The 25,251-nt window shown below is 63.2% G+C and carries 21 protein-coding genes; 11 read left to right on the top strand and 10 right to left on the bottom strand.

Annotated features, from left to right (window positions below; genetic code table 11):
- Window positions 1-86: 86 nt before the first annotated feature.
- Window positions 87-2,159, bottom strand: coding sequence for an ATP-dependent helicase (locus EIC84_RS17730; protein WP_003065596.1), 2,073 nt, complete (start codon window positions 2,157-2,159; stop codon window positions 87-89).
- 229 nt (window positions 2,160-2,388) lie between these two features.
- On the opposite strand from EIC84_RS17730, the gene EIC84_RS17725 reads away from it, so the two are divergent.
- The 5 genes from EIC84_RS17725 to EIC84_RS17705 all read left to right on the top strand — a co-directional run bounded on the left by EIC84_RS17725 (window position 2,389) and on the right by EIC84_RS17705 (window position 5,661).
- Window positions 2,389-3,177 (top strand): hypothetical protein, encoded by a 789-nt coding sequence (locus EIC84_RS17725; RefSeq protein WP_177341126.1) that lies wholly within the window; start codon window positions 2,389-2,391, stop codon window positions 3,175-3,177.
- Window positions 3,174-3,740: an ATP/GTP-binding protein gene (locus tag EIC84_RS17720; RefSeq protein ID WP_003065591.1), complete on the top strand. Its 567-nt coding sequence runs from the start codon at window positions 3,174-3,176 to the stop codon at window positions 3,738-3,740. Before EIC84_RS17725 ends, EIC84_RS17720 begins: the two co-directional genes overlap by 4 nt.
- The gene (locus tag EIC84_RS17715) at window positions 3,737-4,138 is read left to right on the top strand and encodes a roadblock/LC7 domain-containing protein (RefSeq protein ID WP_003065588.1); all 402 of its coding nucleotides are present in this window, start codon (window positions 3,737-3,739) and stop codon (window positions 4,136-4,138) included. The genes EIC84_RS17720 and EIC84_RS17715 overlap by 4 nt, the downstream gene beginning before the upstream one ends.
- 85 nt (window positions 4,139-4,223) lie before the next feature.
- Window positions 4,224-4,583: a hypothetical protein gene (locus EIC84_RS17710; protein ID WP_003065585.1), complete on the top strand. Its 360-nt coding sequence runs from the start codon at window positions 4,224-4,226 to the stop codon at window positions 4,581-4,583.
- Between the two features lie 127 nt (window positions 4,584-4,710).
- The gene (locus EIC84_RS17705; RefSeq protein WP_012836828.1) at window positions 4,711-5,661 is read left to right on the top strand and encodes an AEC family transporter; all 951 of its coding nucleotides are present in this window, start codon (window positions 4,711-4,713) and stop codon (window positions 5,659-5,661) included.
- Between the two features lie 179 nt (window positions 5,662-5,840).
- Here EIC84_RS17705 and EIC84_RS17700 read toward each other — a convergent pair whose 3' ends face one another.
- The 3 genes from EIC84_RS17700 to hemE form a co-directional block, all read right to left on the bottom strand.
- Complete coding sequence (locus tag EIC84_RS17700) at window positions 5,841-6,962, bottom strand: asparaginase (protein ID WP_003065578.1); 1,122 nt, start codon at window positions 6,960-6,962, stop codon at window positions 5,841-5,843.
- A 195-nt stretch (window positions 6,963-7,157) separates the two neighbouring features.
- Window positions 7,158-9,359, bottom strand: coding sequence for a primosomal protein N' (gene priA / locus EIC84_RS17695; RefSeq protein ID WP_003065574.1), 2,202 nt, complete (start codon window positions 9,357-9,359; stop codon window positions 7,158-7,160).
- A 659-nt stretch (window positions 9,360-10,018) separates the two neighbouring features.
- The gene (hemE, locus tag EIC84_RS17690) at window positions 10,019-11,134 is read right to left on the bottom strand and encodes a uroporphyrinogen decarboxylase (RefSeq protein WP_003065572.1); all 1,116 of its coding nucleotides are present in this window, start codon (window positions 11,132-11,134) and stop codon (window positions 10,019-10,021) included.
- 216 nt (window positions 11,135-11,350) lie between these two features.
- On the opposite strand from hemE, the gene EIC84_RS17685 reads away from it, so the two are divergent.
- A complete protein-coding gene (locus EIC84_RS17685; RefSeq protein WP_003065570.1) occupies window positions 11,351-12,217 on the top strand; it encodes a GNAT family N-acetyltransferase in 867 nt (288 codons plus the stop codon).
- A 62-nt stretch (window positions 12,218-12,279) separates the two neighbouring features.
- Here the strand turns inward: EIC84_RS17685 and EIC84_RS17680 are convergent, their stop codons facing one another.
- Window positions 12,280-12,795 (bottom strand): hypothetical protein, encoded by a 516-nt coding sequence (locus tag EIC84_RS17680; RefSeq protein WP_003065569.1) that lies wholly within the window; start codon window positions 12,793-12,795, stop codon window positions 12,280-12,282.
- Window positions 12,796-13,108: 313 nt separating this feature from the next.
- On the opposite strand from EIC84_RS17680, the gene EIC84_RS17675 reads away from it, so the two are divergent.
- Window positions 13,109-13,495: a VOC family protein gene (locus EIC84_RS17675; RefSeq protein ID WP_003065566.1), complete on the top strand. Its 387-nt coding sequence runs from the start codon at window positions 13,109-13,111 to the stop codon at window positions 13,493-13,495.
- 30 nt (window positions 13,496-13,525) lie between these two features.
- Here the strand turns inward: EIC84_RS17675 and EIC84_RS17670 are convergent, their stop codons facing one another.
- The gene (locus EIC84_RS17670; RefSeq protein ID WP_034362100.1) at window positions 13,526-15,814 is read right to left on the bottom strand and encodes a protein-disulfide reductase DsbD; all 2,289 of its coding nucleotides are present in this window, start codon (window positions 15,812-15,814) and stop codon (window positions 13,526-13,528) included.
- Between the two features lie 205 nt (window positions 15,815-16,019).
- Between EIC84_RS17670 and EIC84_RS17665 the strand changes: the two genes are divergently transcribed.
- Window positions 16,020-16,994: a tripartite tricarboxylate transporter substrate binding protein gene (locus EIC84_RS17665; RefSeq protein WP_003065562.1), complete on the top strand. Its 975-nt coding sequence runs from the start codon at window positions 16,020-16,022 to the stop codon at window positions 16,992-16,994.
- Here EIC84_RS17665 and EIC84_RS17660 read toward each other — a convergent pair.
- On the bottom strand, window positions 16,981-18,585 hold the full coding sequence (locus tag EIC84_RS17660) for an MATE family efflux transporter (protein WP_003065561.1): 1,605 nt from the start codon (window positions 18,583-18,585) through the stop codon (window positions 16,981-16,983). The two genes, EIC84_RS17665 and EIC84_RS17660, sit on opposite strands and share 14 nt — an antisense overlap.
- A gap of 96 nt (window positions 18,586-18,681) precedes the next feature.
- Here EIC84_RS17660 and EIC84_RS17655 point away from each other — a divergent pair, with 96 nt between their 5' ends.
- Window positions 18,682-19,557: a creatininase family protein gene (locus EIC84_RS17655; RefSeq protein WP_003065559.1), complete on the top strand. Its 876-nt coding sequence runs from the start codon at window positions 18,682-18,684 to the stop codon at window positions 19,555-19,557.
- 105 nt (window positions 19,558-19,662) lie between these two features.
- Here the strand turns inward: EIC84_RS17655 and EIC84_RS17650 are convergent, their stop codons facing one another.
- The 3 genes from EIC84_RS17650 to EIC84_RS17640 form a co-directional block, all read right to left on the bottom strand.
- A complete protein-coding gene (locus EIC84_RS17650) occupies window positions 19,663-20,649 on the bottom strand; it encodes a tripartite tricarboxylate transporter substrate binding protein (protein ID WP_003065557.1) in 987 nt (328 codons plus the stop codon).
- Window positions 20,650-20,750: 101 nt separating this feature from the next.
- Entirely contained in the window at window positions 20,751-21,200 is a 450-nt protein-coding gene (locus EIC84_RS17645) for a hypothetical protein (RefSeq protein WP_003065555.1), read from the bottom strand.
- Between the two features lie 48 nt (window positions 21,201-21,248).
- Window positions 21,249-21,926 carry a histidine phosphatase family protein gene (locus EIC84_RS17640; RefSeq protein ID WP_003065553.1) on the bottom strand — a complete coding sequence of 226 codons (678 nt, stop codon included), beginning with the start codon at window positions 21,924-21,926 and terminating at the stop codon, window positions 21,249-21,251.
- 285 nt (window positions 21,927-22,211) lie between these two features.
- On the opposite strand from EIC84_RS17640, the gene EIC84_RS17635 reads away from it, so the two are divergent.
- Together EIC84_RS17635 and EIC84_RS17630 are read left to right on the top strand one after the other, a co-directional pair.
- Window positions 22,212-23,240, top strand: a complete 1,029-nt coding sequence (locus tag EIC84_RS17635) for an extracellular solute-binding protein (protein ID WP_003065551.1) — start codon at window positions 22,212-22,214, stop codon at window positions 23,238-23,240.
- A 205-nt stretch (window positions 23,241-23,445) separates the two neighbouring features.
- Window positions 23,446-25,098 carry an iron ABC transporter permease gene (locus EIC84_RS17630; protein ID WP_034362096.1) on the top strand — a complete coding sequence of 551 codons (1,653 nt, stop codon included), beginning with the start codon at window positions 23,446-23,448 and terminating at the stop codon, window positions 25,096-25,098.
- Window positions 25,099-25,251: the final 153 nt, after the last annotated feature.

Genomic DNA, 25,251 nt, shown 5'->3' with positions numbered 1-25,251 from the left:
GGCTTGGAGTCAAACTGCGCGCAAGCTGTTATGGAGAAAGCGCTGGCAGCTATGAAAATCAAAGATCTCAAAGTCATGTGGAGTCATCAGTTGGCGGCGCCTGGCGCCGCCTGGTTCTTGCGCGCGGCAAATTCTTCGCGCAGCTTGCGCAGCTTCTCGCGCGGGTCTTCCTTGGCCGTGGCCGCATCGAGGCCCATTTCCTTGATGAAGCGGCTGGGCTGGCAGGCCACCATCTCGCGGCCTTTTTTGCGGCGCTTGGTCCAGCTCACGGCCAGCGTGCGCTGGGCGCGGGTGATGCCCACATACATCAGGCGGCGCTCTTCCTGCAGCCGCGCTGCCGTTTCATCGCTGACCTGCTGCTGCTTGCCATCGTCATCGTCCAGCTTGAATGGCAGCATGCCCTCGGTCACGCCGACCTGCATGACATGGGGCCATTCCAGACCCTTGGACGCGTGGAGGGTGGAGAGCACGACCATGTCCTGCTCCTTCTCGCGCTCGCTGATGGTGGAGAGCAGGGCAATGTTCTGCGAGACCTCCAGCAGGCTCTTGACCTCGGTCTGGGTGCCGGCGCCTGCAGCATCTTCTATCTGGCCGCCAGCGCGCTGGGCCATCCAGTCACAGAACTCCAGCACATTGCTCCAGCGCGCGGCGGCGACGGACTCGCTGTCCTCGCTGTCATACAGATACTGTTCGTAGCCAATTTCCTTGAGCCAGTCGATCAGAAAGCTGCGCGAGGCTTCAAAGCCCAGGGTGTGGCGGGCACGGTATTCCAGGTCGTTGATATAGCGGCCGAATTCCAGCAGGCTTTCGAAGGCCTTGCGCGGCAGCGCCTCTTCCAGCATGGCATTGAACAGCGAGCCGAACATGCTGAGCTTGTGCGCAGCGGAGAACTCCCCGAGCTTGCCCAGCGTGGTGTGGCCGATGCCGCGCTTGGGCGTGCCTATGGAGCGCAGAAAAGCCGGGTCGTCGTCGTTGTTGATCCAGAGGCGGAACCAGGCGCACAGGTCCTTGATCTCGGCGCGGTCGAAAAAGCTGGTGCCGCCCGAGACCTTGTAGGGGATGTTGGCCTTGCGCAGCGCCTTCTCGAAGGGCTTGGCCTGGTGGTTGGCGCGGTAGAGGATGGCGAAGTCCTTCCACGCGGGCTGCGGGTTCATATTGGCGCGCAGGCTCTGAATGCGGGCCACGGCACGCTCGGCCTCGTGCTCTTCGGTGTCGCAGTCGACGATGCGCACGGGTTCGCCCTCGCCGAGTTCCGAAAACAGTGTCTTGGGAAACAGCTTGGGGTTGGGGCCGATCACATTGTTGGCGGCGCGCAGGATGGCGCTGGTGGAGCGGTAGTTCTGCTCCAGCTTGATGACCTTGAGCTGCGGAAAGTCCACGGGCAGCTTCCTGAGGTTGTCCAGCGTGGCGCCGCGCCAGCCGTAGATCGACTGATCGTCGTCACCCACGGCCGTGAAGTGGGCGCGCTCGCCCACCAGGAATTTGAGCAGCTCGTACTGCGTGGCATTGGTGTCCTGATATTCGTCCACCAGCACATGGCCCAGCAGGCGTTGCCATTTTTCGCGCACCTCGGGGTGGCCGCGCAGCAGGCGCATGGGCATGCCGATCAGGTCGTCGAAGTCCACGCTCTGGTAGGCGGTCAGGCGCTCTTCATAGCGCTGCATGATGAGAGCGGTGCTGCGCTCGTTGTCGTCCTGGGCCATGGCCAGGGCCTTGCGGCTGTCCCAGCCCTGGTTCTTCCAGCCGCTGATGGTCCACTGCCACTGGCGGGCCGTCGCCACATCGGTGGTGCCGCCCGCGCAGTCCTTGAGGATGCCGGTGACGTCGTCGGTGTCCAGAATGCTGAACTGGGGCTTGAGACCGAGGATGTGGCCGTCCTCGCGCACCATGCGCACGCCTAGCGAGTGGAAGGTGCAGATCAGCACCTCCTTGGCCTGGCGGCCGATCAGACCTGCGGCGCGTTCGCGCATTTCGGCGGCGGCCTTGTTGGTAAAAGTGATAGCGGCAATGCGGCGTGGCGCCAGACCGGTTTCGATCAGACGGCCTATCTTGTGCGTAATCACACGGGTCTTGCCCGAGCCGGCGCCTGCCAGAACAAGGCATGGACCTTCGGTGTAATGCACGGCCTGGAGCTGAGCGAGGTTGAGACCAGCAGACATGAAGCAGAGTGACCCATCATCAAAAACAAGGACTGGGAGCATACCGCTTCGCTGTGAAGAGCCCTGATGACCGCGTTCACAACTGACAAAAATCAGGGACTCAGCGAGCGTTTCACCTACACGTGCACTCTCCTGTTATCTGAATAATTGTTGTAATAAGGTGTTAGTTTTGTAGCGTGAAGATTGCATCGTGTCCGGCCTTGATCCCGACAGCGCCAGCGAATTTTCGATGGTTGAGGGATTCATTGTCTTTTCCTCAACCCTCAGGGTGTTGTGCATGGCGAGAACCATCGGTGAAGTGAGCTTGGCCGCAGAACTTTGGACGCCTGCCGTGCAGCAGCGCTTTGAAGCGCTGTTCGCCGTGGCCGCGCGCAAGTCGCTTTCCGGCTGGCGTCAGGTTCCACGCCATGCGGCCGAAGTGCTGGTGATCGAAGGGCTGGAGAGCCTGCTGGTCAGGGCCGAGGCGAGAGCTCCTTGTGTGGTCTATCTCGGCGGCGAGCCGGCCATGCAGCCGCTGGGGCGTTCTTCCCAGGGCTGGGCAGTACATCTTGATGTGGACTTCACGCTGTCCGACCTGATCGACATGCTCGACCGTGCCGCGGTTTTCCTCATGGACTGGAGAGCCCGGCACAGGGCCGGTGAGCCCCTGCCGCTGCAGCGTGCCTTGCAAGAGCTTCAGTCGCAGGGAGTCGACTGTACGCATTGCTTTCAAATCAAATCCTGGGTTGCTTTGCCTGGCAGCGTCAACAGCGCGCAGAACATGCGTGCGCTGGCGCTGCTCGCGCGTGGGCCTATCAATGCCAGATCGCTGGCCGAGCACGCCGGCATTGAGATGTCGCAACTATCGACCCTGCTGTCCCTGCCTCAGATTCAGGCAGTCCTGCGCTGTAGTCTGCGCGGCTCCGAGGAACCCTCCGCTGCACAGAAATCAATTGCCCAGAAGCAGCCCGCCGCTTCCGTGACGCGTCAATGGCTCAGCAAGCTGACGGGCTGGATTACCCGTGGAGGACGTACATGACATCTTTCATGCCCATGCAGCCCGGCCAGGGTCTGCTGCGGGTGAGTCTGCTGGGGCCCATGGGCATAGGCAAGACCACGGCGCTGCGCAGCCTGTGCGGGGAATTCATGGCAGGCAGCGATGTGCGCAACCTGGACAAGGCGACGCACAGCAAGGAGTTCACCACGGTCGGTGCGGAGTTTGGCGAGATCGATCTGGGCTCTGGCGAGAGACTGCAGCTGGTAGGCAGCCCCGGTCAGGATCGTTTTGATTTCGTGCGCCGCTGGGTGCTTTCTGCATCGGTGGGAGCGCTGCTGATGGTGGACGTCAACGATGCGGGCGCGGTGGACTACGCCTGCGAGATGCTGACGGGGATCGCAGAGCTGGACCAGGCACCTTTGATGGTCATTCTCAGTTGCCGTCCCGCCAGCGGAGCAAGGCTGGAGGCATTCAGCTCCGCCCTGGTTGCCAAAGGCCATGACCTCACCCCGCTTGTTGAGGCTGATCCACGTGATCGCCAGCAGATGCTGGATGCCCTGAGCGTGCTGGCATCGCTGCTCTCCTTGCAAAGTCAGACTCTATGAAGACCCATACCTCCCTCGTGATTCCGCCACATGCCGTGGAGGCAGGTCAGGAAATCCTGGCGCGTGTGGTCGCCCCGGTGGCGGGCGTCCACATCGCCTTGCTCTGTACCCCTGACGGTTTCGAGATTTCAGCGCTGCGCATTCGCAGCGATCTGCCGACCGAACGACTGTCGGCCATGGCGGGCTCGCTCATGGCCATGGCCAAGGCCGTGGCCAATGAGATCGGACACAGGGATTGCAAGCGCCTGACCTTCGAGACGGAGTCGGGCACGGTGGTCTTCCAGGCGGTGAACGGCTCTTTCCCGGCCGTTCTCTGCCTGGTGGTGGATCAGAACGCCTTGCTGGGTCGCGCGCTCTGGGCGGCTGGCGAGGTTGCCACAGGGTACCTGCCCTCTTGATCACAGGTTCACTGGAGTTCTGAGTCTGAGTGGGTGCGCATCTGGCGCACGAGTTCCTTGTCTTGCTTTTTCAAAAGGTGGATTTATGGCCTCTATCCAGGATTCTCTGAACGCTCTGATGACCGCAGACGGTGCTGTCTGCGGCGCCCTCGTGGACAGCGCCAGCGGCATGCTGATGGGCAGCGTAGGCGGCGGCGTGGACATGGAGCTGGCCGCGGCCGGCAACACCGAGGTCGTGCGTGCCAAGATCAAGACCATGCGCATGCTCAATCTCAACGACCAGATTGACGACATACTGATCACTCTGGGCAAGCAATATCACATCATCCGTCCCGTTGCCGCCAATGACGGCGTGTTCTTCTATCTGGTGCTGGACAAGGCGCGTGCCAACCTGGCGCTGGCGCGCCGCAAGACTGCAGATGTGGAAAAGGAGCTCAAGCTCTGACGCGCTGTCCTTGTACCTGTCACAGCAGCCTGCCTTGCGCAGGCTTTGTTTTTGGATAGGTCTGCACTGAAAAATTTTCATCGAAGGCCGTGAGAGGGCTGGAGCCGGGCGCTGTCACAATTTGTGCGTGTTGTCCGTTCTACTCATCACCTTTCCCTTCTTTGCCCTGGTGGCTTGCGGCTTTGTCGCCACATGGCGCGGCATCCTGCCCCAGGCGTCCATCCCCGGCCTCAATGCCTTTGTGCTGTACTTCGCGCTGCCTTGCATGCTGTACCGCTTTGGCGCGCAGACACCGATTCATCAGCTGCTCGACATCAACGTCACCCTGGTCTATCTGCTCTGTGCGGTGCTGATGGTGGGGGCGACCGTGCTGCTGACACACGCACGCCTGGGCTGGAACGATGCCGCATTCGGTGCACTGGTCGCTGCTTTTCCGAACACCGGCTTCATGGGCGTCCCCATGCTGGCGGCGCTGCTGGGCGCGCAGAGTGCGGGGCCAGTGATCGTGACCATGGCCATCGACATGGTCCTCACCACCTCGGCCTGCATTGCGCTGTCGCGGCTCGATCTGGCGGGAGGGCAAGGAATCTGGCTGGCAGTGCGCAATTCGCTCAAGGGCATGGCGTCCAACCCCATGCCCTGGTCGATTCTGCTGGGCGGCCTGGCATCCGCCATGGGTTGGGTATTGCCCGGCCCGGTGGACAAGACCGTGTCCATGCTGGCTGCAGCGGCTTCGCCGGTGGCCTTGTTCACCATAGGCGCGGTGCTGGCGCGCTCGCAGATGAACAGCCACGAGCGCGTGGCAGCGCGCGACTATGTACCGATCGCGCTGGCCAAACTGGTCGTCCACCCGCTGCTGGTCTGGGCCGTCGGATTGGCCGCAATCTCCATGGGCTTGGGGCTTCAGCACGAAACCCTGGTGGTGCTGGTGCTGCTGGCAGCCCTGCCGTCCGCCAGCAATGTATCGCTGTTGACCGAGCGCTACGGCGCCCACAGCGGCCGCGTGGCCCGCATCATCCTGGTATCGACCAGCCTGGCCTTTCTCAGCTTCTCCGCTGCCGTGGCGCTGATGACCTGATCAAAAACAATAGCGATTTGCGCAAGACCAGCCTGCGCAAACCGCTGTTTTGGCTAAAAGCCGTAGATCAAGCACACCCCAACAAAGAGACACCGAGGAAGGGACGTCCCGCACCGAAGGTGTCGTCCCCCTCCCGAAGAGAGAGGGGGAAGGCGCGAAGCGCCTCAGGGGGGGAGTGCTCAATACTCCCAGAACATCCGCTGCAGTTCCTTGGTGTTGGCGCCCTTGGTCAGCGCCAGCATGGTCAGCAGGCGTGCTTTTTCGGGGCGCATATCGTGGGCGACCACCCAGTCGTACTTGTCGTCGGGCTGCTCGGCATTGCGCAGCACAAAGCCGTAGGGCACGCGTGACGAACGCACGATGAGCACGCCCTTGCCGCGGGCATCCTGCAGCGGCTTGACCATGCGGTCGGCGACCGAGCCATTGCCGGTGCCGGCATGGACGATGGCCTTGGCGCCAGCATCGACCAGGGCATTCACGGCCGTGGGCTGGACGCTGCCGTAGGCATAGACGATGTCCACCTGAGGCAGCTTGTCGATGTTGTCGATATTGAACTCGGAGTTCATGGTGTGGCGCTTGACGGGCGCGCGGAACCAGTAGTTCTTGCCCTCGACCACCATGCCCAGCGGGCCCCACTGGCTCTTGAAGGCACCGGTCTGGATATTGATGTCCTTGTTCACATCGCGGGCGGTGTTGATCTCGTCATTCATGGTGACGAAGACGCCCTTGCCCCTGGCGTCCTTGGAGCCAGCCACGCTGACGGCATTGACCAGGTTCAGTGCGCCATCGGCGGACAGGGCCGTGCCCGGACGCATGCTGCCGACCACGGCAATGGGCTTGTCGGTGTGCACGGTCAGGCTCAGGAAGTAGGCCGTCTCGGCCAGCGTGTCCGTGCCGTGGGTGATGACGATGCCGTCCACATCGGACTGCTTGGCCAGTTGCGAGACGCGCTTGGCCAGGGTCAGCAGATTGTCGTTGGTGAAGCTCTCGGAAGCGATCTGGAACACCTGCTCGCCGCGCACATTGGCGATCTGGGCCAGCTCGGGCAGGCCGGCCAGCAGCTTGTCCACAGGTACCTTGGCGGCCGTGTAGGTAGCGCTGTTGACGGTCGAGGCACCGGCACCCGCAATCGTGCCGCCCGTGGCCAGCACCACCACATTGGGCTTGGCTGCCTGCGCCTTGGCCGCCTGCGCGGCCGCAGGCGATGCATCCTGCGCCAGGGCTGCGCCTGGGGCGGACAGAACGCCTAGAACGGCAATGGTGGCAGCCAGCAAGGACTGGCGGAAGACTTGTTTTTGCATGAAGTAGTGCTCCGTGATTGAATGAAACGGCCTCTTGTGGAGCCGAGCCTCACACCATGCAATAGCCATGCCGGCTTGCCCATTCGCGCAAATCCCGATGGATTTGCCAGGCGCCTGTGGTTTATATAAATTGATAGCTACCAGCGCTTATGGGTAAAGGGCTCAAGACTGAAAACCCTTAAATTTTCAGCGGCTTTAGATGCTGAGCGGATCCACATCCACCAGCCAGCGCACCAGGGGCCTGTGCTCGGGCAGAGTGCGAAGCCAGTGCAGATACTGCTGCCAGGCATTCAGAAAGCGCAGCAGGGCGCTGCGGTTGCCGGCTTCCAGCAGCATCTGGGCACGCTCCACATTGGCCACGCGCTGCACCGCCATGGGGATGGGCGGGTAGATGAACACCTCGTCCAGATAAGGCAGCTTGGCCTCTCTGGCGACCTGGGTGGCGGCATTCAGAAAGGCCTGGGCGGCTTCCTGGGTGCGTGCATCGGCCCGGACTATGGCCTGAAAGGCATAGGGCGGCATGCCGGCATCAAACCGTTCCTTGAGCTGCTGCCTGGCAAACGCCGGGTAGTCATGCTTGCGCAGTGCGGTGTAGACGGCGTTTTGCGGGTCGTGGCTTTGAATCCACATTTCCGGATGGCTGCCCTGGGCCTTCACATATTGCGCATCGCGCCCGGCACGCCCGGCGGCCTGCATCAGCAGGCAGAACAGCCGCTCCGGGGCGCGATAGTCGCTGGAGTACAGCGCGCTGTCGGGTTGCACGGCCGCCACCAGCGTGATGCGCCGAAAGTCATGGCCCTTGGCCACCATCTGGGTGCCTACCAGCACATCCACATCGCCGGCATGCACCTGGGCCAGCTGCTGCTCCAGGCTGCCCTTGGCCTTGGTGGTGTCGGCGTCGATGCGCGCCACGCGGGCCGGATTGCCGTCGGGACGCTGCACATTGCGCAGCAGCCGCTCCAGCTCTTCCTGCAACTGCTCCGTGCCCTTGCCCAGCGGCAGGATGTCGGGGTTGCCGCAGCTGGGGCAGGCAAACGGCACACGCTGGGTAAAGCCGCAGTGGTGGCAGCGCAGCGTGCGGTCGCCCTTGTGAAAGACCTGGTGAGCGCTGCAATGGGGGCAGTCGCTCTTCCAGTTGCAGTCGGCGCAGAACAGCACGGGGGCAAAGCCGCGGCGGTTGAGCAGAATCAGGCTTTGCTCGCCGCGTTTGACGCGCTCGGTGATGGCCTCGATCAGCGGCGGCGAGAACACGGCGCGTTTGGGTTGCTGGCCCATGTCCACCATTCTCACCCTGGGAAGGCTGGCCGCGCCTGAGCCGGCCGCGCCAATGCTGGCCGCGCCGATACGGCTGGGCATATGCAGGCGCAGGTAGCGGCCGACATCGGGTTCCGAGGCATGCCAGCTCTCCAGCGACGGTGTGGCGCTGCCCAGAATGACCTTGGCGCCGGTATCGCGCCCGCGCCAGATGGCCAGATCGCGTGCCGAATAGCGTGCCCCTTCCTGCTGCTTGTAGCTGGCGTCATGCTCCTCGTCGACCACGATCAGCGCCAGTTGCGGCACGCTGGCAAAAATAGCCATGCGCGTACCCAGCACGATGCGGGCGCGGCCCGTGTGAGCGGCCAGCCAGCTTTTGAGACGCTGCGGGTTGGTCATGCCGCTGTGCATGCTGACTACGGCGTCCTTGCCGTACTGAGGCACGAAGCGGGCGACAAATCGCTCTTCCAGCTGAGGCGTGAGGTTGATCTCGGGCACCATCACCAGGGCTTGAGCCTCCGGGTTGGCATCCAGCACGGCTTGCACTGCACGCAGATAAACCTCGGTCTTGCCGCTGCCAGTGCTGCCGTAGAGCAGGAACGGGCCGGGGTTTTGCTCAATTTGCTCGAAAACCGCCGATTGTTCGGCACTGAGGGCGAGCAAAGGCGTTGCGCTGCTGGCGTCCTGCGTGTGAGCCATCGTCTCGGTGCTCGCTTGTGCTGCTTCAGCGACTTGTGTCTTCTTGCGCTTGCCGGCTGGCGTCTTGGCTGTCTTGGGCGGAGTCAGCCGCCGCGCCAGTTGTTCGGGCGACATATCGCGCAATTGAGGCGGCAAGGCGGTGACGGCGATCTCGCCCAAGCTGCGCTGGTAATAGTGCGCGGCAAAAGCCACCAGGCGTCGCCAGGCCTGGTTCAGCGGTTCTATGCCCTGCAGCAGGCCGGCAATGCTGCGCAGTTCCACCCCGTCTGGAATGGCTTCGGGGGCGGCGGGCGTATCCCAGACCACACCCAGCAACTCTCTTTTTCCCAGAGGAACGCGCGCCAAGCTGCCGGGCTCCAGCCATGCATCGCTAACGTAGCTCAACAGATCACCTACGGCGCTGTGGGCAGGGGTCTGGACGGCAACGTAAACGATATGGGACATGGAGTTGGATCGGGGGAAGGCGCTGCAGAGGCCGCGGTTCCTCAGAGCTATAGCAGATTTTGAGGCCTGCAAAGGCTTTGCGTTCTGTGGATAACTTTGTGAGAAACAATATGCGCGAAAGGCCTGAGCAAGTCCTGTTCGTGTTTGTAAGCCGGCAGGATGGCTGAGTGGTTGAATAATTAATTTATTTAAAACAAAGACTTATATGTATTCATGAGGCGATGAGGAGCTTGCTTCGGAGGAGTGTTGGCAGGGAGTCTGCCTCGCCATATCTGTGCATAAATCAGGCGGCGAGTCACTGTCAACCGAGAAGCTCCCTAAACCTAAATGCTTCCAAACCGCTGTGCAAAGTCCTTAACTTCTCAAAAAATAGCACTAGAGCCAGCAGCCATGAGGCATGCAGTTATCTTGAAGCATTCATATGTGGATAACTTCCGTCAATCGATGCCAAGGTGGATGAAAAAATAAAAAAGCGCCAAGCACTGCTGGCGCCGAATTTTTCAGGGTCTGAGATTTAGTGATTTGAAATCAATGATTTGCTGCCGCTCTGCTGCATCTCAGGGTGGCAATTGTCGTTCAATAACCATTTGATCTTATCGGGTGATTGGGGCCCGTTGTTCTGCAACAAATGCCTGGGAAGGCAGTTGTTGCAGGGGGAATCAGCCCTTTGTGCGCAGCAGGCGCGAGTGGCTGTGCACAGCTTCGACCAGCGCGGCCACATGTTCGGGCGGGGTGAACTGGCTGATGCCGTGACCCAGATTGAAGATGTGGGTGGGGCCGGTGGTGCTCTTGTCGGTATGGGGCTTGCCAAAGCTGTCCAGCACGGCACGCGCCTGGGCGGCGACCTGCTCGGGTGCGGCAAACAGCACATTCGGGTCGATATTGCCCTGCAGCGCCTTGCCGGGGCCGCCGATCTCGCCGCCCACGATGGCGCGCGCCTTGCCCAGATTGGCCGTCCAGTCCAGACCCAGCACTTCGCAGTCGATGTCCTTCATGTCGGGCAGCCAGATGCCACCGCCCTTGGTGAAGACGATGCGGGGCACGTCGCTGCCGTCCACGCCGGTGCGCTTGAGCTGAGCCAGCACGCGCTTGGTATAGGCGAGGCTGAATTCCTGGAAAGCACCGTCGGCCAGCACGCCGCCCCAGCTGTCAAAAATCATCACGGCCTGTGCGCCGGCATCGATCTGGGCGTTCAGGTAGGCCGCCACGCTGTCGGCGTTGACTTCCAGGATGCGGTGCATCAGGTCGGGGCGCGAGTACATCAGCGACTTGACGGTACGGTAGTCATCGCTGCCCTTGCCCTCGGTCATGTAGCAGGCCAGAGTCCAGGGGCTGCCCGAGAAGCCGATCAGCGGTACACGGCCATTGAGCACCTTGCGGATATTGGTGACGGCGTCAAACACATAGCGCAGCTTGTCCATGTCGGGCACGGCCAGCTCGGCCACGGCGGCCTCGTCGCGCACCACCTTGGCAAAGCGCGGACCTTCGCCTTCGGCGAACGACAGGCCCAGGCCCATGGCGTCGGGCACGGTCAGGATGTCGCTGAACAGAATGGCAGCGTCCAGCGGGAAGCGATCCAGCGGCTGCAGGGTCACCTCGGTGGCGTAGTCCACATTGGTGGCCAGGCCCATGAAGCTGCCGGCCTTGGCGCGGGTGGCCTTGTACTCGGGCAGGTAGCGTCCCGCCTGGCGCATCAGCCACAGGGGCGTGTAGTCAGTAGCCTGGCGACGGCATGCGCGCAGGAAGGTGTCATTGGTCAGGGGGGCGAAACTCATATGCCGATTGTCGCCCACTCCGGCTTTCCCATTCACCACAATCCCGAGCGGCAATTCAGCTCTCTGTGCAGGGATGGCGGCCGCCATGGTTTGTCATGCAACCGTCATCCAAATGTCGCGCGGGCTTCATCTGCGTTTTCCACAATGACGCCACGCAGACACACCGTGTGGCACAGGCAGGCCGCCAACTGCGTCCAACACCGGAGGAAAGCAGACATGAGGCATCCCGAGATTCTTGATGCGCTGAATGGCCAGAGCATCGCGACGACATCATCATCGGCTCCCTCGCTTTCCCATCGTCCCGCCAGTCCCGTGCATCCTGCCGCGCCCGCTTTGCGCCTGCAGGTGCGCTGGGCCCGGCATCTGGACGAGGTTCGCCAGGCCCAGCGTCTGCGCTATCAGATCTTTGCCGAAGAAATGGGCGCTGTGCTGCAGACGCCCGTGGCAGGTCATGACATCGATGTCTTTGACGATTTCTGCGAGCATTTGATGGTCTGCGATGAAGAGCAGAACAAGGTGATCGGCACCTACCGTCTGCTGACCCCCGCCCAGGCCCAGCGTGCCGGCGGTTTGTACAGCGATCAGGAGTTCGATCTCTCGCCCATCAACGCCTGGCGGGCGCAGATGGTCGAACTGGGGCGCAGCTGCGTGCATGCGGAGCATCGCCAGGGCGGCGTGATTCTGGCGCTCTGGGGGGCGTTGGCCGAATTCATGCAGCGCAACCGGCTCGAGGCCATGGTGGGCTGCGCCAGCATTCCCATGCAGTACCCGGGCCTGGCCCATGGCGAAGGTCCGGCACGCATCTGGCAGCAACTGCGCCAGAGCCATCTGGCCGAGCCCGAGTTGCAGGTGCGCCCCCGAGTAGCCCTGCCCGAGGAGTTGGCGCATATCAGCAATGTCTCGGCAGATGCGTTGAAGGTCGAGCCGCCAGCGCTGATCCAGGGCTATCTGCGTGCCGGTGCCAAGGTGCTGGGGGCGCCGGCCTGGGACAGCGACTTCAATACGGCCGATCTGCCCATCATGATGCGCATGCAGGATCTACCCTCACGCTACCGCCGACTGTTCGGGCGCATGAAGGCCTGAGGCGAGGGCAGAAAGCAAAAAGCCTGCGGCCATGCCACAGGCTTTTTTGATGGCTGGACGGGTCATGCCGCGTGGCTGGGCTCATCTTCCAGGCCTTCGGCAAACAGGCCCAGCGCCGTAACCATCAGGCCCAGCATGAGGAAGGCATAGGCTGCAATGGACAGCACCAGACTCATGCTGTAGCCCCATTGCAGAACCGAGCAGGCCCAATCCCAGGACCCATAAAGCGCGCTGCACTGATTGCTGGCCGGCATGTGCACATACCAGGTGACGGCGATCCACATCAGGACCAGCATCACCACCGTGGTGCGAAGCTTGTGTGACGGCGTCTGGTCCATGTTCTTGAGCAAGACCAGCGGTATGGCTCCGCCCCAGACAAACATCATCAGCCAACTGAAGGCAGGAGCCTGCGCCAGTGCCTGTTGCAACCAGTGCATCTTGGGCATGCTGTTGATGCTGGCCAGGACGTCCCAGGCAAAAGGCAGGGCCAGACCGGCGATTGCCAGACTGGCCAGCGCCAGTGCACGCAACAAGCAAAGACGTTTGTGAGACGGCTGGTGGATAAGGTTGGCATGCATGGCTTACCTCCTGTGCAGTTCAGGCAGTCCGCAGTGGTCAACGCGTGCAAGGCTGGCAAAGGCTGGAAACTGCGGTTGCGCCTGGCTTGTGGGCAGTTCCAGTCTAGAGCTTTTGCCTGGTTTGTGCCATAGGCACTATGCGCCTGCTTGAAGTTGCGCTCCACTCCAAGGTGAGGCCGGTGTGCCCAGTCGTAAAGTTGATTGCGCCAGGTTCATTGAGCTTGCCGGGGCTGGCATCTGCTCACCCCTGGGGCTAAGCTTGGTTTGCTCGACTCAGGGCCATGACCCCGCAGCGCCGGGCAAAGGAGTTCTTATGCTGAGCCATTCTGCTGTGACGACGATGCTGCCGGTGATGGATATGACGCGTGCTCGTGCTTTCTACGAAGAAAGCCTGGGTCTGCAGCCAGGAGAGCTGCGGCCCGATGGAAAGTTTGTCTACCTGGTTGGCGGCAGTGCGCTGGCCCTGTTTCCAAAGCCTGGCGGTACCAAGGCCGAGCACACGGCCATCAGCTTTCGGGTGCCCGATATCGCTGCCAGCATTCGGGAACTGAAAAGCCGGGGTGTGGTGTTTGAGGACTACGACTTCCCCGACTTCAAGACCGTCAACCATGTCTGCGTGCTGGGGTCCGAGAAAGCCGCCTGGTTCAAGGACACCGAGGGTAACTACCTCTGCCTGCATGAGGAAGTGGCGACAGCCTGAATTGCGTCATGCTTTGCGCGCGGTAATGGCCTAGATCTGTTTGAGTGCGTCAAGCACCTCGCTTTTGGAGAGCAGCTCGCTCAGCACCACAGGCTGCTTGCCGGGCAGGTACAGCACGTAGACGGGGACGCCGCTGCGCCCCAGCGATTGCAGTGCCTGGGTGATGGCTGGGTCTTGGCGTGTCCAGTCGGCGCGCAGCAGCTGCACCTGGTGCTGCGCAAAGGCAGCAAGCACCTCGGCATTGCTGAGCGTGGTGCGCTTGTTGACCTGGCAGGTCACGCACCAAGCGGCCGTGAAGTCCACAAACACCGGCTGGCCCGAGGCATGGGCAGACTGAACCTTGTCTGCCGACCAGGGTTGCCAGAGTTCGCCGGCCTGTGTTTGAGCCTGGCCCGCAGGCTCGGCCTTGATCAGCGGCAGGGCGTAATAGGCCACGCCAGCGGCCAGCAGCAAGGCGATGGCACCGAGGCTCATGCGGCTCTTGCCGCGCAGGCCTAGGGTCCAGATCAGCGCGGCCAGCACCAGCAGCAGGGCCAGCAGGGCCGCGGCGGCGTCCATGCCGCCCTGGTGGCCCAGCACCCAGACCAGCCAGACCACGGTGGCAAACATGGGAAAGGCCATGGCGTGGCGAAAGGTCTGCATCCATGGGCCGGGGCGGGGCAGCCAGCCCACGACGGAAGGCACGAAGCTGGCCAGCAGATAGGGCAGGGCCATGCCCAAGCCCAGTGCGGCAAACACCGTCAGCGCCTGCGCTGCAGGCATATCGATAGCAAAGCCCAGAGAGGCACCCATGAAGGGCGCCGTGCAGGGCGAGGCAATGGCCACGGCCAACACGCCGGAGAGGAAGGAGTCCAGTATCGGGTTGCGTGCCTGGGCGCTGGCAATGCTGCTGGGCAGCAGACTGCCGAACTCGAACCAGCCGGCCAGATTCAGTCCCAGCGCGGTGAACAGCGCTGCCAACAGCGAGACCACAACTGGCGACTGCAGCTGGAAGCCCCAGCCCAGTTGCTGACCGGCCGCGCGCAGGCCCAGCAGCAGTGCGCCGAGAGCCACAAAGGACAGCACCACGCCGGCGGCATAGGCCAGGCCACCCAGTTTCTGGGCCTGGCGGTTCTGGCCATGCACCGCAAACCTCAGTACCTTGATGGCCAGCACGGGAAACACGCAGGGCATGAGGTTGAGGATCAGACCGCCGATCAGGCCGCCCAGCAGGGCCGCCCAGAGGCTGCCTGCACTGGCCGTATTGCCTGCGGGTACGGTCTGTGAAGCGGTCTTGTTGGCCTCCAGCGCTGCGGCTAGGGCCGGGGAAACGCCTGCGAGCGCGGGGGCGCTCCAGCGGCCCTGCACGGCCAGCTCGCTGCGCCAGCCAGCGCTTTCGCCTCGCTCCAGCGCCGCAGCGCGCTCAGCGGGCGGCAGGGCCAGCACAACGGCCAGTTGCGCTGCGGTTTCGCCGCGCATATCGGACAGGGGTATGTTTTCGCCGACCCAGACGTCACCGTCCCAGTGCTGCTTCCAGTCCTTGCCCGACTCTGCGGCATGCTTGAAGGTGTCGGCGTTCTCGGGGTAGAACTCCAGTGTCTTGCCCTTCAGGCTGGCGGGCAGTCCGGGTATGCGCAGCGTCACACGGTCGTCGGGCAGGTTCGTGCCTTCGGCCTTGCCGGACTCGACAAGGGCCTGGCCGCCCTGGCTCAGCGCCTGGGGCTGGCCGGCCTGGGCCTGCGCAAAGGCCTGGCTTTGCGCAGCGCTGCTGCCCTGAACGGGGATCTGCAGCTGGAAGTTGCCGGACTCGGGAATGCATTCCACGCGGCAGACCAGCCATTCGGCGGCCAGGCCCACGTCCACCATGCCGGAGGCCGGTGCCTTGAAGTCGGCCGCGACCTTGATGGGTACGGGCAGCAGCACCGTGTCCTCATAGCCATAGTTGACCAGGGGCCCTACGCGCAGCGCATGAGGCAGCGGCCAGGCGATGGGGCCAGCCTCCAGGCCCGTGGGCAGCTGCCACTGCAGCACCGTGGGCAGGCCCGAATCGCCGGCATTCTTCCAATAGGTATGCCATTCGGGCTGGTGGGTGATCTTCAACCCCAGCCAGAAGACCTGACCGGCGGTGATGCCCTCGGGGGCCTGGGCCACCAGCTCGGCCTGCACACGCGGCGTCTGCACGGTGGCGGCACCTGACGCTGCATTCTTCAGCAGGATCTGCGCGCCGGCACCGCTGGAGAAGGCACAGACCCAGATGGTCAGCGCCAGCATCAGCCAGAGTGAAAGGCGTTGCGAGAGGCTGCGGGGTCCGGTGGTCAGGAAAAGGGCTTGAGAAGACATGGCGGACGGTGGGAGTCTGTGGCGGTGTTTTTGGTTCCCTGCACGGGGGCGGCCGATTGGCAAAACCAATGCTTGCATAGGCGCATGGTATTGGACAGAAGGCGCGGGCGGACTCCATCATGGCCCGGCCAACAAGGCTCAAACAGCCCGCAGCCGGAGCCGGTCGCAGGAGTCCGTTACCGGGCAATTACAGGAGACAAGCATTATGGTGAATACATCACGCCGCCGCTTTCTTGCCACCTCGACTGCCTGTGCTGCCACCGCGCTGCCCTGGCATGCGGCCGCTGCGCCCGGCTATCCGGACAAGCCGGTACGAGTCATCGTGCCGTTTCCGGCCGGTGGCACCACCGACGTCGTGGCCCGGCTGACCATGCAGAAGTTGGGTGAACTTGCGGGCCAGTCCTTCGTGGTCGACAACAAGAGTGGCGCCAACGGCGTCATAGGCTCCGAGCTGGCGGCCCGCGCAGCACCCGACGGCTATACCTTGCTGATGAACACGGCAGGAGCGCAGACCCTGAGTCCCGTGCTCTACAAGACCGGCTACGAGGCGCTGGCCAGCTTCGAGCCCATCAGCCATCTGTGCGATGTCGGCTTTGTGGTGATTGCGCGCAAGGACCTGCCCGTCAATAGCATGCAGGAGCTGATCGCCATGGCGAAGCAGGGCCGGCCGCTGAGCGCCTCGTCGGGCAGCAGCATGATTTCGCTGATCACCGAGCAGTTCAAGAAAGTGATCGAGGCACCGGGCATCGTGAATGCCCAGTACAAGGGCACGGGCCCGCAGATGCAGGCCGTGGTGGCGGGCGAGGTGGACTTCTCGTTCGACTCCTTCACCTCGGTGGAGATGATTCGCGCTGGCAAGGTCAAGGCCCTGGCCGTGCTGCTGCCCCAGCGTGTACCGGCCTTTGCGCAGCTGCCTACGCTGCGCGAGCTAGGCATAGCGGGCATGGATTTCAATTCCTGGTCGGGGCTGCTGGCTCCCAAAGGTACGCCTCAGGACATCGTGGGCTATCTGGCCCAGCAGATGGACAAGATCATGCAGATGCCTGATGTGCTGGCCAGGCTTGCTGGCTACAACTACATGCCGCGGCGCAGCACGCCCCAGGAGTTCGGTCGGCTCATTGCCGACGACCATGAGCGTTGGAAGCGCATCGTCAAGAAAACAGGCATTACCCTGGGCTAGCTTCGCGAGAAGCAGATCCGGCCTCCGCGGCCAGGTTGGCGACGGAGCTGGGCGGCTGCCCGCCCACCTCGGCCGGGATGGCGATGCGCTTGCAGGGCTCGGCACTGGCCATCAGCGCATCGCTGTCCACGGGGGCCTGCTCCTCCGTCCCTGCGGGCTGTGCCGGGGCTGCAGCCGGCAGCATGTGCGCCTTGCGCCAGTTGCCCCAGCGGTAGTAGGCCAGCATCATCAGCATGGAACAGACGGAGCTGATGGGAAAGCTCCACCAGATGGCATCCACGCCCATCACGGGTTGCAGCCAGCGCGCCACGGGCACGCGTATGCCCCACATGGCAATTGCCAAGATGAGCACCGGCGCCATCACGGCCCCCGTGGAGCGCACCACGCCGGCCAGCACAAAGGTCACGCCGAAGAAGAGGAAGGAGCCTATGGCAATGTGGTTGAGATGGCGGGCCACCTCCAGTGAGGGGCTGCCGCCGGGCAGAAACCAGCCCAGCACATGGCGGTCCAGCAGCACGATGAGGACGATCAGGCTGCCCGTCATCAAGAGATTGCCCAGCATGCCTGCATTGGCCGTGGCGCTGACACGCCTCCAGAGCCCTGCTCCCACGTTCTGCGCAGCCATGGACGAACAGGCCGCGCCTATGGCCATGGCCGGCATCTGCACATAGGTCCACAGTTGCAGCGCTGCGCTATAGGCGGATGCGGTCTGCACGCCATGCTCGTTGACCATGGAGATCATGGCGATCATGGCCAGCGAGATCATCACGATCTGCACGCCCATGGGCAGGCCCTTGACCACCAGAGTGCGCACAATCGTCAGATCGGGCTTGAACAGCCCCAGTTGCCGGCGACCTATCCACAAGGGGTGGCGGCGCAGGCGCAGCCAGCCCAGCAGGGCAAAAAAGCTCACGGCATTGGCAATCAGCGTGGCCACGGCCGAGCCCTGGATGCCCATGCGCGGTACCGGCCCCCAGCCAAAGATCAGCAGAGGGTTGAGGGCCATGTCCAGTGCCACGACGACGAGCAGAAACCAGAACGGCGTTCGGGTGTCTCCCGCGCCGCGCAGGGCCGCCGTCACAAAGCTGAACATGAACAGCAGCGGAATGGCCAGAAAGATGACCTTGAGATAAGCCTCGGCCAGTGGCAGCGCTGCTTCGGGTGTGCTCATCCACAGCATGAGATGGCGCGACAGCGGCCAGCCCAGCAGGGCAATCAGCAGCGAGACAACACCAAAAAACGTCGCGCTGGTGCCAAGCACGCGTTTGGCCTGGGCGATGTTTTTCGATCCCATGCTCTGGGCGATCAGGATATTGGTCGCCATGCTGATGCCGAACACCGCGCCGATCAGCGCAAACATCACATTGTTGGCATTGGCGGTGGCCGTCAGCGCGGCCTCGCCCAGGTGACCGCCGACCCAGATAGCATTGACCGAGCCGTTGAGCGACTGCAGCACATTGCCGGCCAGGATCGGCAGGGCAAAGACCAGCAAGGTGCTGGCAATCGGGCCCTGGGTCAGGTCGCGGGTCTGGGGCTTGGAGTTGGCGGTGCGCGCACTCTGGCGCGGGGCGCTGGCGGAGGCTTCAGGCATCGGCCCATTGTGGGGCATGTCGGCCGGTTGCGGTTGACGGGCGGTGGGCCCGGAATCCGGGGCAGGAGGTGGTTTTGGGGCGCTGGCGCAGCTACGATGATGGCCATGAGCAATACACCGACCACTCCCGCAAGCGCGCTTCCCCGCTGGCCGTCACGCTTCTGGGCCCAGGCATCGGCCCATGACTTTGCCCTGGCCCAGAACAATGGCCTGGCCGCAGACACCGTGGCCGTGCTGCCCGTGGCGGCGGTGGAGCAGCATGGGCCGCATCTGCCGCTGTCGGTGGATGCCAGCCTGATAGAGGGCGTTATCGATGCCGCTCTGGCGCAACTGCCCGCCGAGCTGCCGGTGCTGTTTCTGCCGGCGCAGAACATCGGCTTTTCGGTCGAGCATACGCACTATGCGGGCACCTTGAGCCTGCAGCCGGCCACGCTGATCGCGCTGTGGACGGAGCTGGGCGCCTGCGTGGCGCGCGCCGGCATCAGGAAGCTGCTGCTGCTCAACGGTCATGGCGGCCAGGTCAGCGTGATGGACATCGTTGCGCGCGAGCTGCGCATCAAGCATGGCCTGCTGGTCTACAGTGCCAGCTGGTTCGGGCTGGTGGACGACGCGGCCAACCAGCAGTTCTGCGCGCATGAGCATCGCTTCGGTATTCACGGCGGCGAAGTGGAGACATCGATGATGCTGCACCTGGCACCCGAGACCGTGCATATGGAGCGTGCGCAGAACTTCGCCTCCAGCTCGGAGCTGCGGGCCGGCAAATACCACTTCATCGGCAATGGCCGCAGTGCCAAGCTGGGTTGGGCCATTGAGGACTACAACCCGGCCGGAGCCGTGGGCAACTCCGCCGCCGCGACGGCCGAGCGCGGCGCGGCCATGGTGCATTCATCGGCCGAGGGCCTGGTCAGGCTGCTGAGCGAAATTCATGATCTGCCCCTGAGCACGGTGGGAAACCAGCCGCAGCCGCTTTGAATTCAGGAGCTTCTCACGCAATAACAGTCTAAATTTGCAGGTTGTTTTGTTTTGAAAATCAATGCTATCAAGCGTTAGAAGCTACTGAAAACATAGTCCTTGCTGTCATTGCTTCGGTATTTTTGCCTGAGCAATCACATCGCCCCAGCGCTTGATTTCCGATTGCAGCAGCTTGGCGGTCTGCTCTGGCGTGCTGGCCTGGGCCTGCACATTCAGTTCGCGCAGCTTCTTGGCGACCTCGGGGTTGTTGACGGCGGCGTTGATTTCCTTGTTCAGACGCGCGATCACGGGGGCTGGTGTCTTGGAGGGTGCAGCCAGCGCATTCCAGGACGAGGCCACAAAGCCCTTGACGCCGGATTCCTGGGCCGTGGGCACATTGGGCAGCAGCGGCGAGCGCTTCTCGCCCGTCACAGCGAGCAGGTTCACGGCCTTGGAATTGATCTGGCCCATGATGGGCGTGAGAATTTCCACGGCCGCATCGATCTGCTTGCCGCGCAGCGCGGTCACCACGGCGGGTGTGCCGTTGAAGGGCACGATCTGAGCATCAATGCCGGCCGTGGTCTTGAACAGCTCTGCCGCCAGGTGCTGGGTGCTGCCCACGTTGATGCTGCCCAGGTTCAGCTTGCCGGGATTGGCCTTGGCATAGCTCACGAGTTCGCCCAAATTCTTGAAGGGCGATTTGGCATCGGTGATGACGCCGATGTCGAAGTAGCCCAGCGTGGAGATGGGCGTCAGGTCCTTGACCATGTCGAAGGGCAGATTGTTGAACAGGTTCACCGTGACGGCACTGCCGTTGGACATGAGAAACAGCGTATGGCCGTCGGGCGCCGCCTTGGCCACGGCGTCGGCCGCCACGATACCGCCCGCGCTGGGCTTGTTGTCTATGACCACGGGCTGGCCGAGCTGGGTGGACAGCTGCTGCGCCACCACACGGGCCGTCACATCGGCAACGCCGCCGGCCCCGAAGGGAACGACGATGCGGATGGGTCGGTTGGACAGGCCTTCGGCCTGGGCGGTGGCAGCAAATCCGCTCAGCAGGGCAGCCCCCGCTGCGGCACTGATCAGGGATTGGGTAAAACTGCGGCGTTTCATGCTTGTCCTTCTGTCTGAAACTTTTATCCCAAGAGTGTGCCGCCGAAAGATGCCCGGAGGCAGCCGCAAAGCGTTCTGTCTGCTATGCCGCACAGGTATGGCTAGTTACCGCTTGCTTGCAGGGTATCCAGTCCCCAGTGATGCATGATCTCGCGCACTATCAGCAGGGCGGCTGCATGCTCGGGGGTCTGCGGCAGCTGCGGGTCGGCATGGCCGGGCTGCTGGGCCTGGCGCGCCAGCAGCTCGAACAGGTTCTCGATGGCCTCGCGTGACGCCTGGGTGGCTTGCGGGTCGGCTGTGGCACTGTGGATCAATTGCCGCAGCAGCGGGGCTGTCGTTTGCAGCAGACTGGCGCCTGCAGGCAGCCAGCGCCCGGCCGGCATGACGGCATCCTCGACATCGGCAATCGCGTTTTCCAGCATCAGCGCATTGGGCATGCGCTGGTCAAATGCCTTGACCAGGGTGGCAATGCCGATGGGCAGCCGGTGCTGCTGCGCGCCTATGTCAAGCGTCAGCGCCGTATCGCCAAGGCTGAGAAAGATGGAGTCCATGCAGGACTTGTAGCAGCTTGTGTTTGCCTGCGCCGGGGTCGTGGGTGATCAGGCTGCGGTGACCCAGTCTCTGTACTCGAGCCCATCCAAATGATTGAGCGTATTGAAGCTTTGCAGCATCAGCCGCTTGGGGCTGATGCTGAATTCGGTCACTGCAATATTGCGCAGCCGCATATTGAGGGCAATGGTCACTTCGGGCGCGGTTCCAAGCACCTGGCCCACGGCCGCGGAGATGGGGCCGCCGCTGCTGACCAGCAGCACGTTCTGGCCGCTGTGCTGGTGGCGTATCTCCTCGAGCACCTGGTGCACTCCATCCGCAAACCCGTTCCAGTCAGGCATGCCGACCGGGCTGATGGTGCCTCCCATCCATTGCGCCAGCGCGTCGCACAGCAGGCGGAAATGATGGCGGTACAGCTCGGGCGTATCGGGCCTGGGCAGAGGGGCAGGATGGATGGCGCGCAGCAGGGCTTCGCTGTCGTACTCGTTGAGTCCGGGCCGGTTTTGTGCCTCGGGGCTGGAAGCGCTGCCCAGACCCTGGACTATGCCGGCCAGCGTCTGCTGATGGCGCTTGAGCGTGCCTGCATAGACGGCGTCGAACTTCAGACCTCGCTCACGCCAGTATTCACCCAGACGCACGGCCTGTTCCTGGCCGCGTGGGCTGAGCTGGTCGTAATCATCCGCGCCAAACGAGGCCTGGCCATGGCGCACAAGGTAGAGGTTTCCCATGGCGCGGATGTTGGGCCTTGGCCGCTTGCTGCGCTGTCATGCCTGCGACCAGGTGGCGCTTGGGTGACAGCGGACTGGTTCGCATTTCCGCATCTCGCATCGGGATTGAGGTACAGGCATGGCCTGGCGCTCGGTTAAGATAGTTGAGAGCTATTCTCAAAAACATAACAACACGCTCCGCTTTCGGTACTGGTTCACGGATCTCTTGCACTTGGCTGGCAGGAGGCTTGTCGGTTTCGAGGCGGAGCGTGTTTTTTTATGCCTGTTCACCTTCTGGAGCCCTCCATGTTTCGACGACCCCTGTTTGCACTGGCCGCCGTTGCCAGCCTGTGCGCCCCTGCGCTGTCCGCCCACGCCGAGGACATCACGCTCTATACCACCCGTGAACCGGCACTGATCCAGCCCTTGCTGGCGGCCTTCACGGCGCAGACCAAGATCGGCGTGAAGACGGTCTTCGTCAAGGACGGCCTGCTGGAGCGCGTCAAGGCCGAAGGCCAGCGCTCGCCTGCCGATGTGCTGATGACGGTGGATATCGGCAATCTGCTGGATCTGGTGGACGGTGGCGTGACCCAGCCAGTCAAGTCCAGCATTCTGGAAGCCGCCATTCCTGCCCAGCTGCGTGCCGCAGACAATCAGTGGTTTGCGCTGTCCATGAGGGCCCGCGTGCTGTATGCCGAAAAGGACATGAAGATCGGCGCCTTCCGCTATGAAGACCTGGCCAAGCCGCAGTTCAAGGGCAAGGTCTGCAGCCGTGCCGGCCAGCACCCCTACAACACGGCGCTGATTGCCGCCATGATTGCCCATGACGGCGAGGCCAAGACCGAGCAGTGGCTCAAGGGCGTCAAGGCCAATCTGGCACGCAAGGCCACAGGTGGTGACCGCGACGTGGCGCGTGACATTCTGGGCGGCATCTGCGATGTGGGCCTGGCCAACACTTATTACGTGGGCCATATGAAGGCGGCCAAGGAAGGTACGGACGCACGCAAGTGGGGTGATGCCATCAAGGTCGTCAAGCCTACTTTCAACGATCCCAAGAGCGGCACGCATATCAATATCAGCGGCGCCTCGGTGGCCAAGCACGCGCCCAACCGCGATCAAGCCGTGAAGCTGCTGGAGTTCCTGGTCTCCGAACCGGCCCAGAATATGTACGCTCAGGCCAACTACGAGCACCCTGTGCGCAAGGGCGTGGCGCTGGACCCCGTGGTGGCCCAGAGCATCGGCGAGATCAAGATCGATCCGCTGCCGCTGACCGAGATTGCCAAGCACCGCAAGGCTGCCAGCGTGCTGGTCGACAAGGTGGGATTCGACAAGTAAACACCCCTGAGCGGCCCCGCCGCTTCCCCTCTCTCTATGCGCTGCGCACTAGGGGAGGGGACGACAGCATCGCAGCGGGACGGCCCTTGCTCGCTGTCCCTTGCTTGGGAGCATGCTTGTTTTAGCATTGCGCTCCTGTTTGAGCCCCTTTGCTGGGGCATGTCTGTTTCTGGGCCCTTGGTCTTGCCGTGATCGTTTTGTCTTGATGTTTTCTTATCTTCGTTCAGGGCTCAGGCCCGTTGGGCCGGCGTGGCAGGGCGCAAGCTGGTTGATTGCGCTGGGGGTGTTTGCGCCCATTGCCTCGCTGGCCTGGCTGGCGCTGGGGGCGGACTGGGCGCACTGGCAGGATCTGCTGCGCTATGTGCTGCCCGATGCCGCAGCCAATACGGCCTGGCTGCTGGGCGGGGTGGGTCTGGTGGTGCTGGTGGTGGGCACGGGCTGTGCCTGGCTGGTGACGGCCTGTGATTTTCCGGGGCGGCGCTGGCTGCATTGGGCACTGCTGCTGCCGCTGGCCATGCCGGCCTATATCGTGGCCTTTGCCTATCTGGACCTGCTTCACCCCATAGGCCCGGTGCAGGGCGCGCTGCGCTGGTTGCTGGGGTACGACAGCCCGCGTCAGTGGCGCCTGCCCGATCTTCGCTCCATGGGCGGTGCGATCTTCGTGCTGGGCTTCACGCTCTACCCCTATGTGTACATGACGGCGCGCTCCATGTTCATGACCCAGCCGGCGCATCTGATGGAGGCCGCACGCTCGCTGGGTGAGACCCGCTGGGGTGCTTTTTGGCGCGTAGCCCTGCCCATGGCGCGACCGGCGCTGGTCGTGGGCCTGAGCCTGGCGCTGCTGGAGACACTCAACGATATCGGTGCGTCCGAGTTTCTGGGCGTGCACACGCTCACGGTGTCGATCTACACCACCTGGGTCACGCGCTCCGATCTGGCTGGTGCCGCGCAGATTGCCTGCTCCATGCTGCTGGCCGTGGTGGCCCTGGTCTGGCTGGAGCGTCAGGGGCGCAGTCGTCAGCGCTTTGGCTCGGCCCAGCGCATGCGGGCCATAGCGCCGCACCGTCTGCCCGCAGGCAGGGCCTGGCTGGCAACACTGGCCTGCAGTCTGCCGGTGCTGATCGGCTTTGCTGCGCCAGCGGCCTATCTGGCCTGGGAAAGCGGCAAGCGTCTGGTACAGGGCTCGGGCGTGTCCGAGGGCCTGGTCTCTAGTCTGCTCAACACTTTGGGGTTGGCGCTGGGCGTGACCGTGATCGCGGTGGCTGCGGGTCTTGTCGTGGCCTGGGCCACGCGCACCGGCATCAGCACGCGAGCGCCTTCGCGCTGGCCAGCGCAGCTGGCGGCGCTGGGCTACGCCGTGCCGGGCACGGTGCTGGCCATCGGCCTGCTGACGCCGGCGCTGGCGTTCGACGCCGGGCTGGCCCAGCTGTTCGGTATGAATGGCCTGCCGCTGATGGGGCAGGGCATCGTGTTGGTGGCTGCCTGCGTGATTCGCTTTCTGGTCATGCCCGTGGGCGGTATCGAGGCCGGGCTGGCGCGTATCCCGCCGACGCTGGAGCAGGCCTCGCGTCTGCTGGGCGAAAGCCGCCTGGGCACGCTGCGCCGCGTGCATCTGCCGCTGCTGCGGCCCGCCATGGCCACCAGTGCCATGCTGGTGTTTGTCGATGCCATGAAGGAGCTGCCTGCCACCTTGCTGCTGCGCCCGGCCGATTTCGACACCCTGGCCACCTGGCTCTATGCGGAAGCCGCGCGCGGCACCTATGAGGAGGGCGCGATCGCCGCGCTGTGCATTGTGGTCGCGGGGCTGGTTCCCGTCATGCTGCTGGCGCGCACGCAGCTGTCGGGTGGGCAGCGATGAATAAGCATGAAAATGGGCTGCGGCGCCTATGGGTATTACGCAAGCAGCTATTGAATATGAATAAGACTTACGCATACAAGAATGCAACAATGGCCTGCCTTTTGAGGCAGTTGTCTTGCATGAACCCGTTTTGCGTAAGTCGTGATGAAGTGA

Source organism: Comamonas sp. A23 (assembly GCF_004522605.1).
GTDB classification, from domain to species: Bacteria; Pseudomonadota; Gammaproteobacteria; order Burkholderiales; family Burkholderiaceae_C; genus Comamonas; species Comamonas thiooxydans.
The sequence above is the reverse complement of the archived record's forward strand: the minus strand, read 5'-3'. Positions and strand labels throughout refer to the sequence as shown.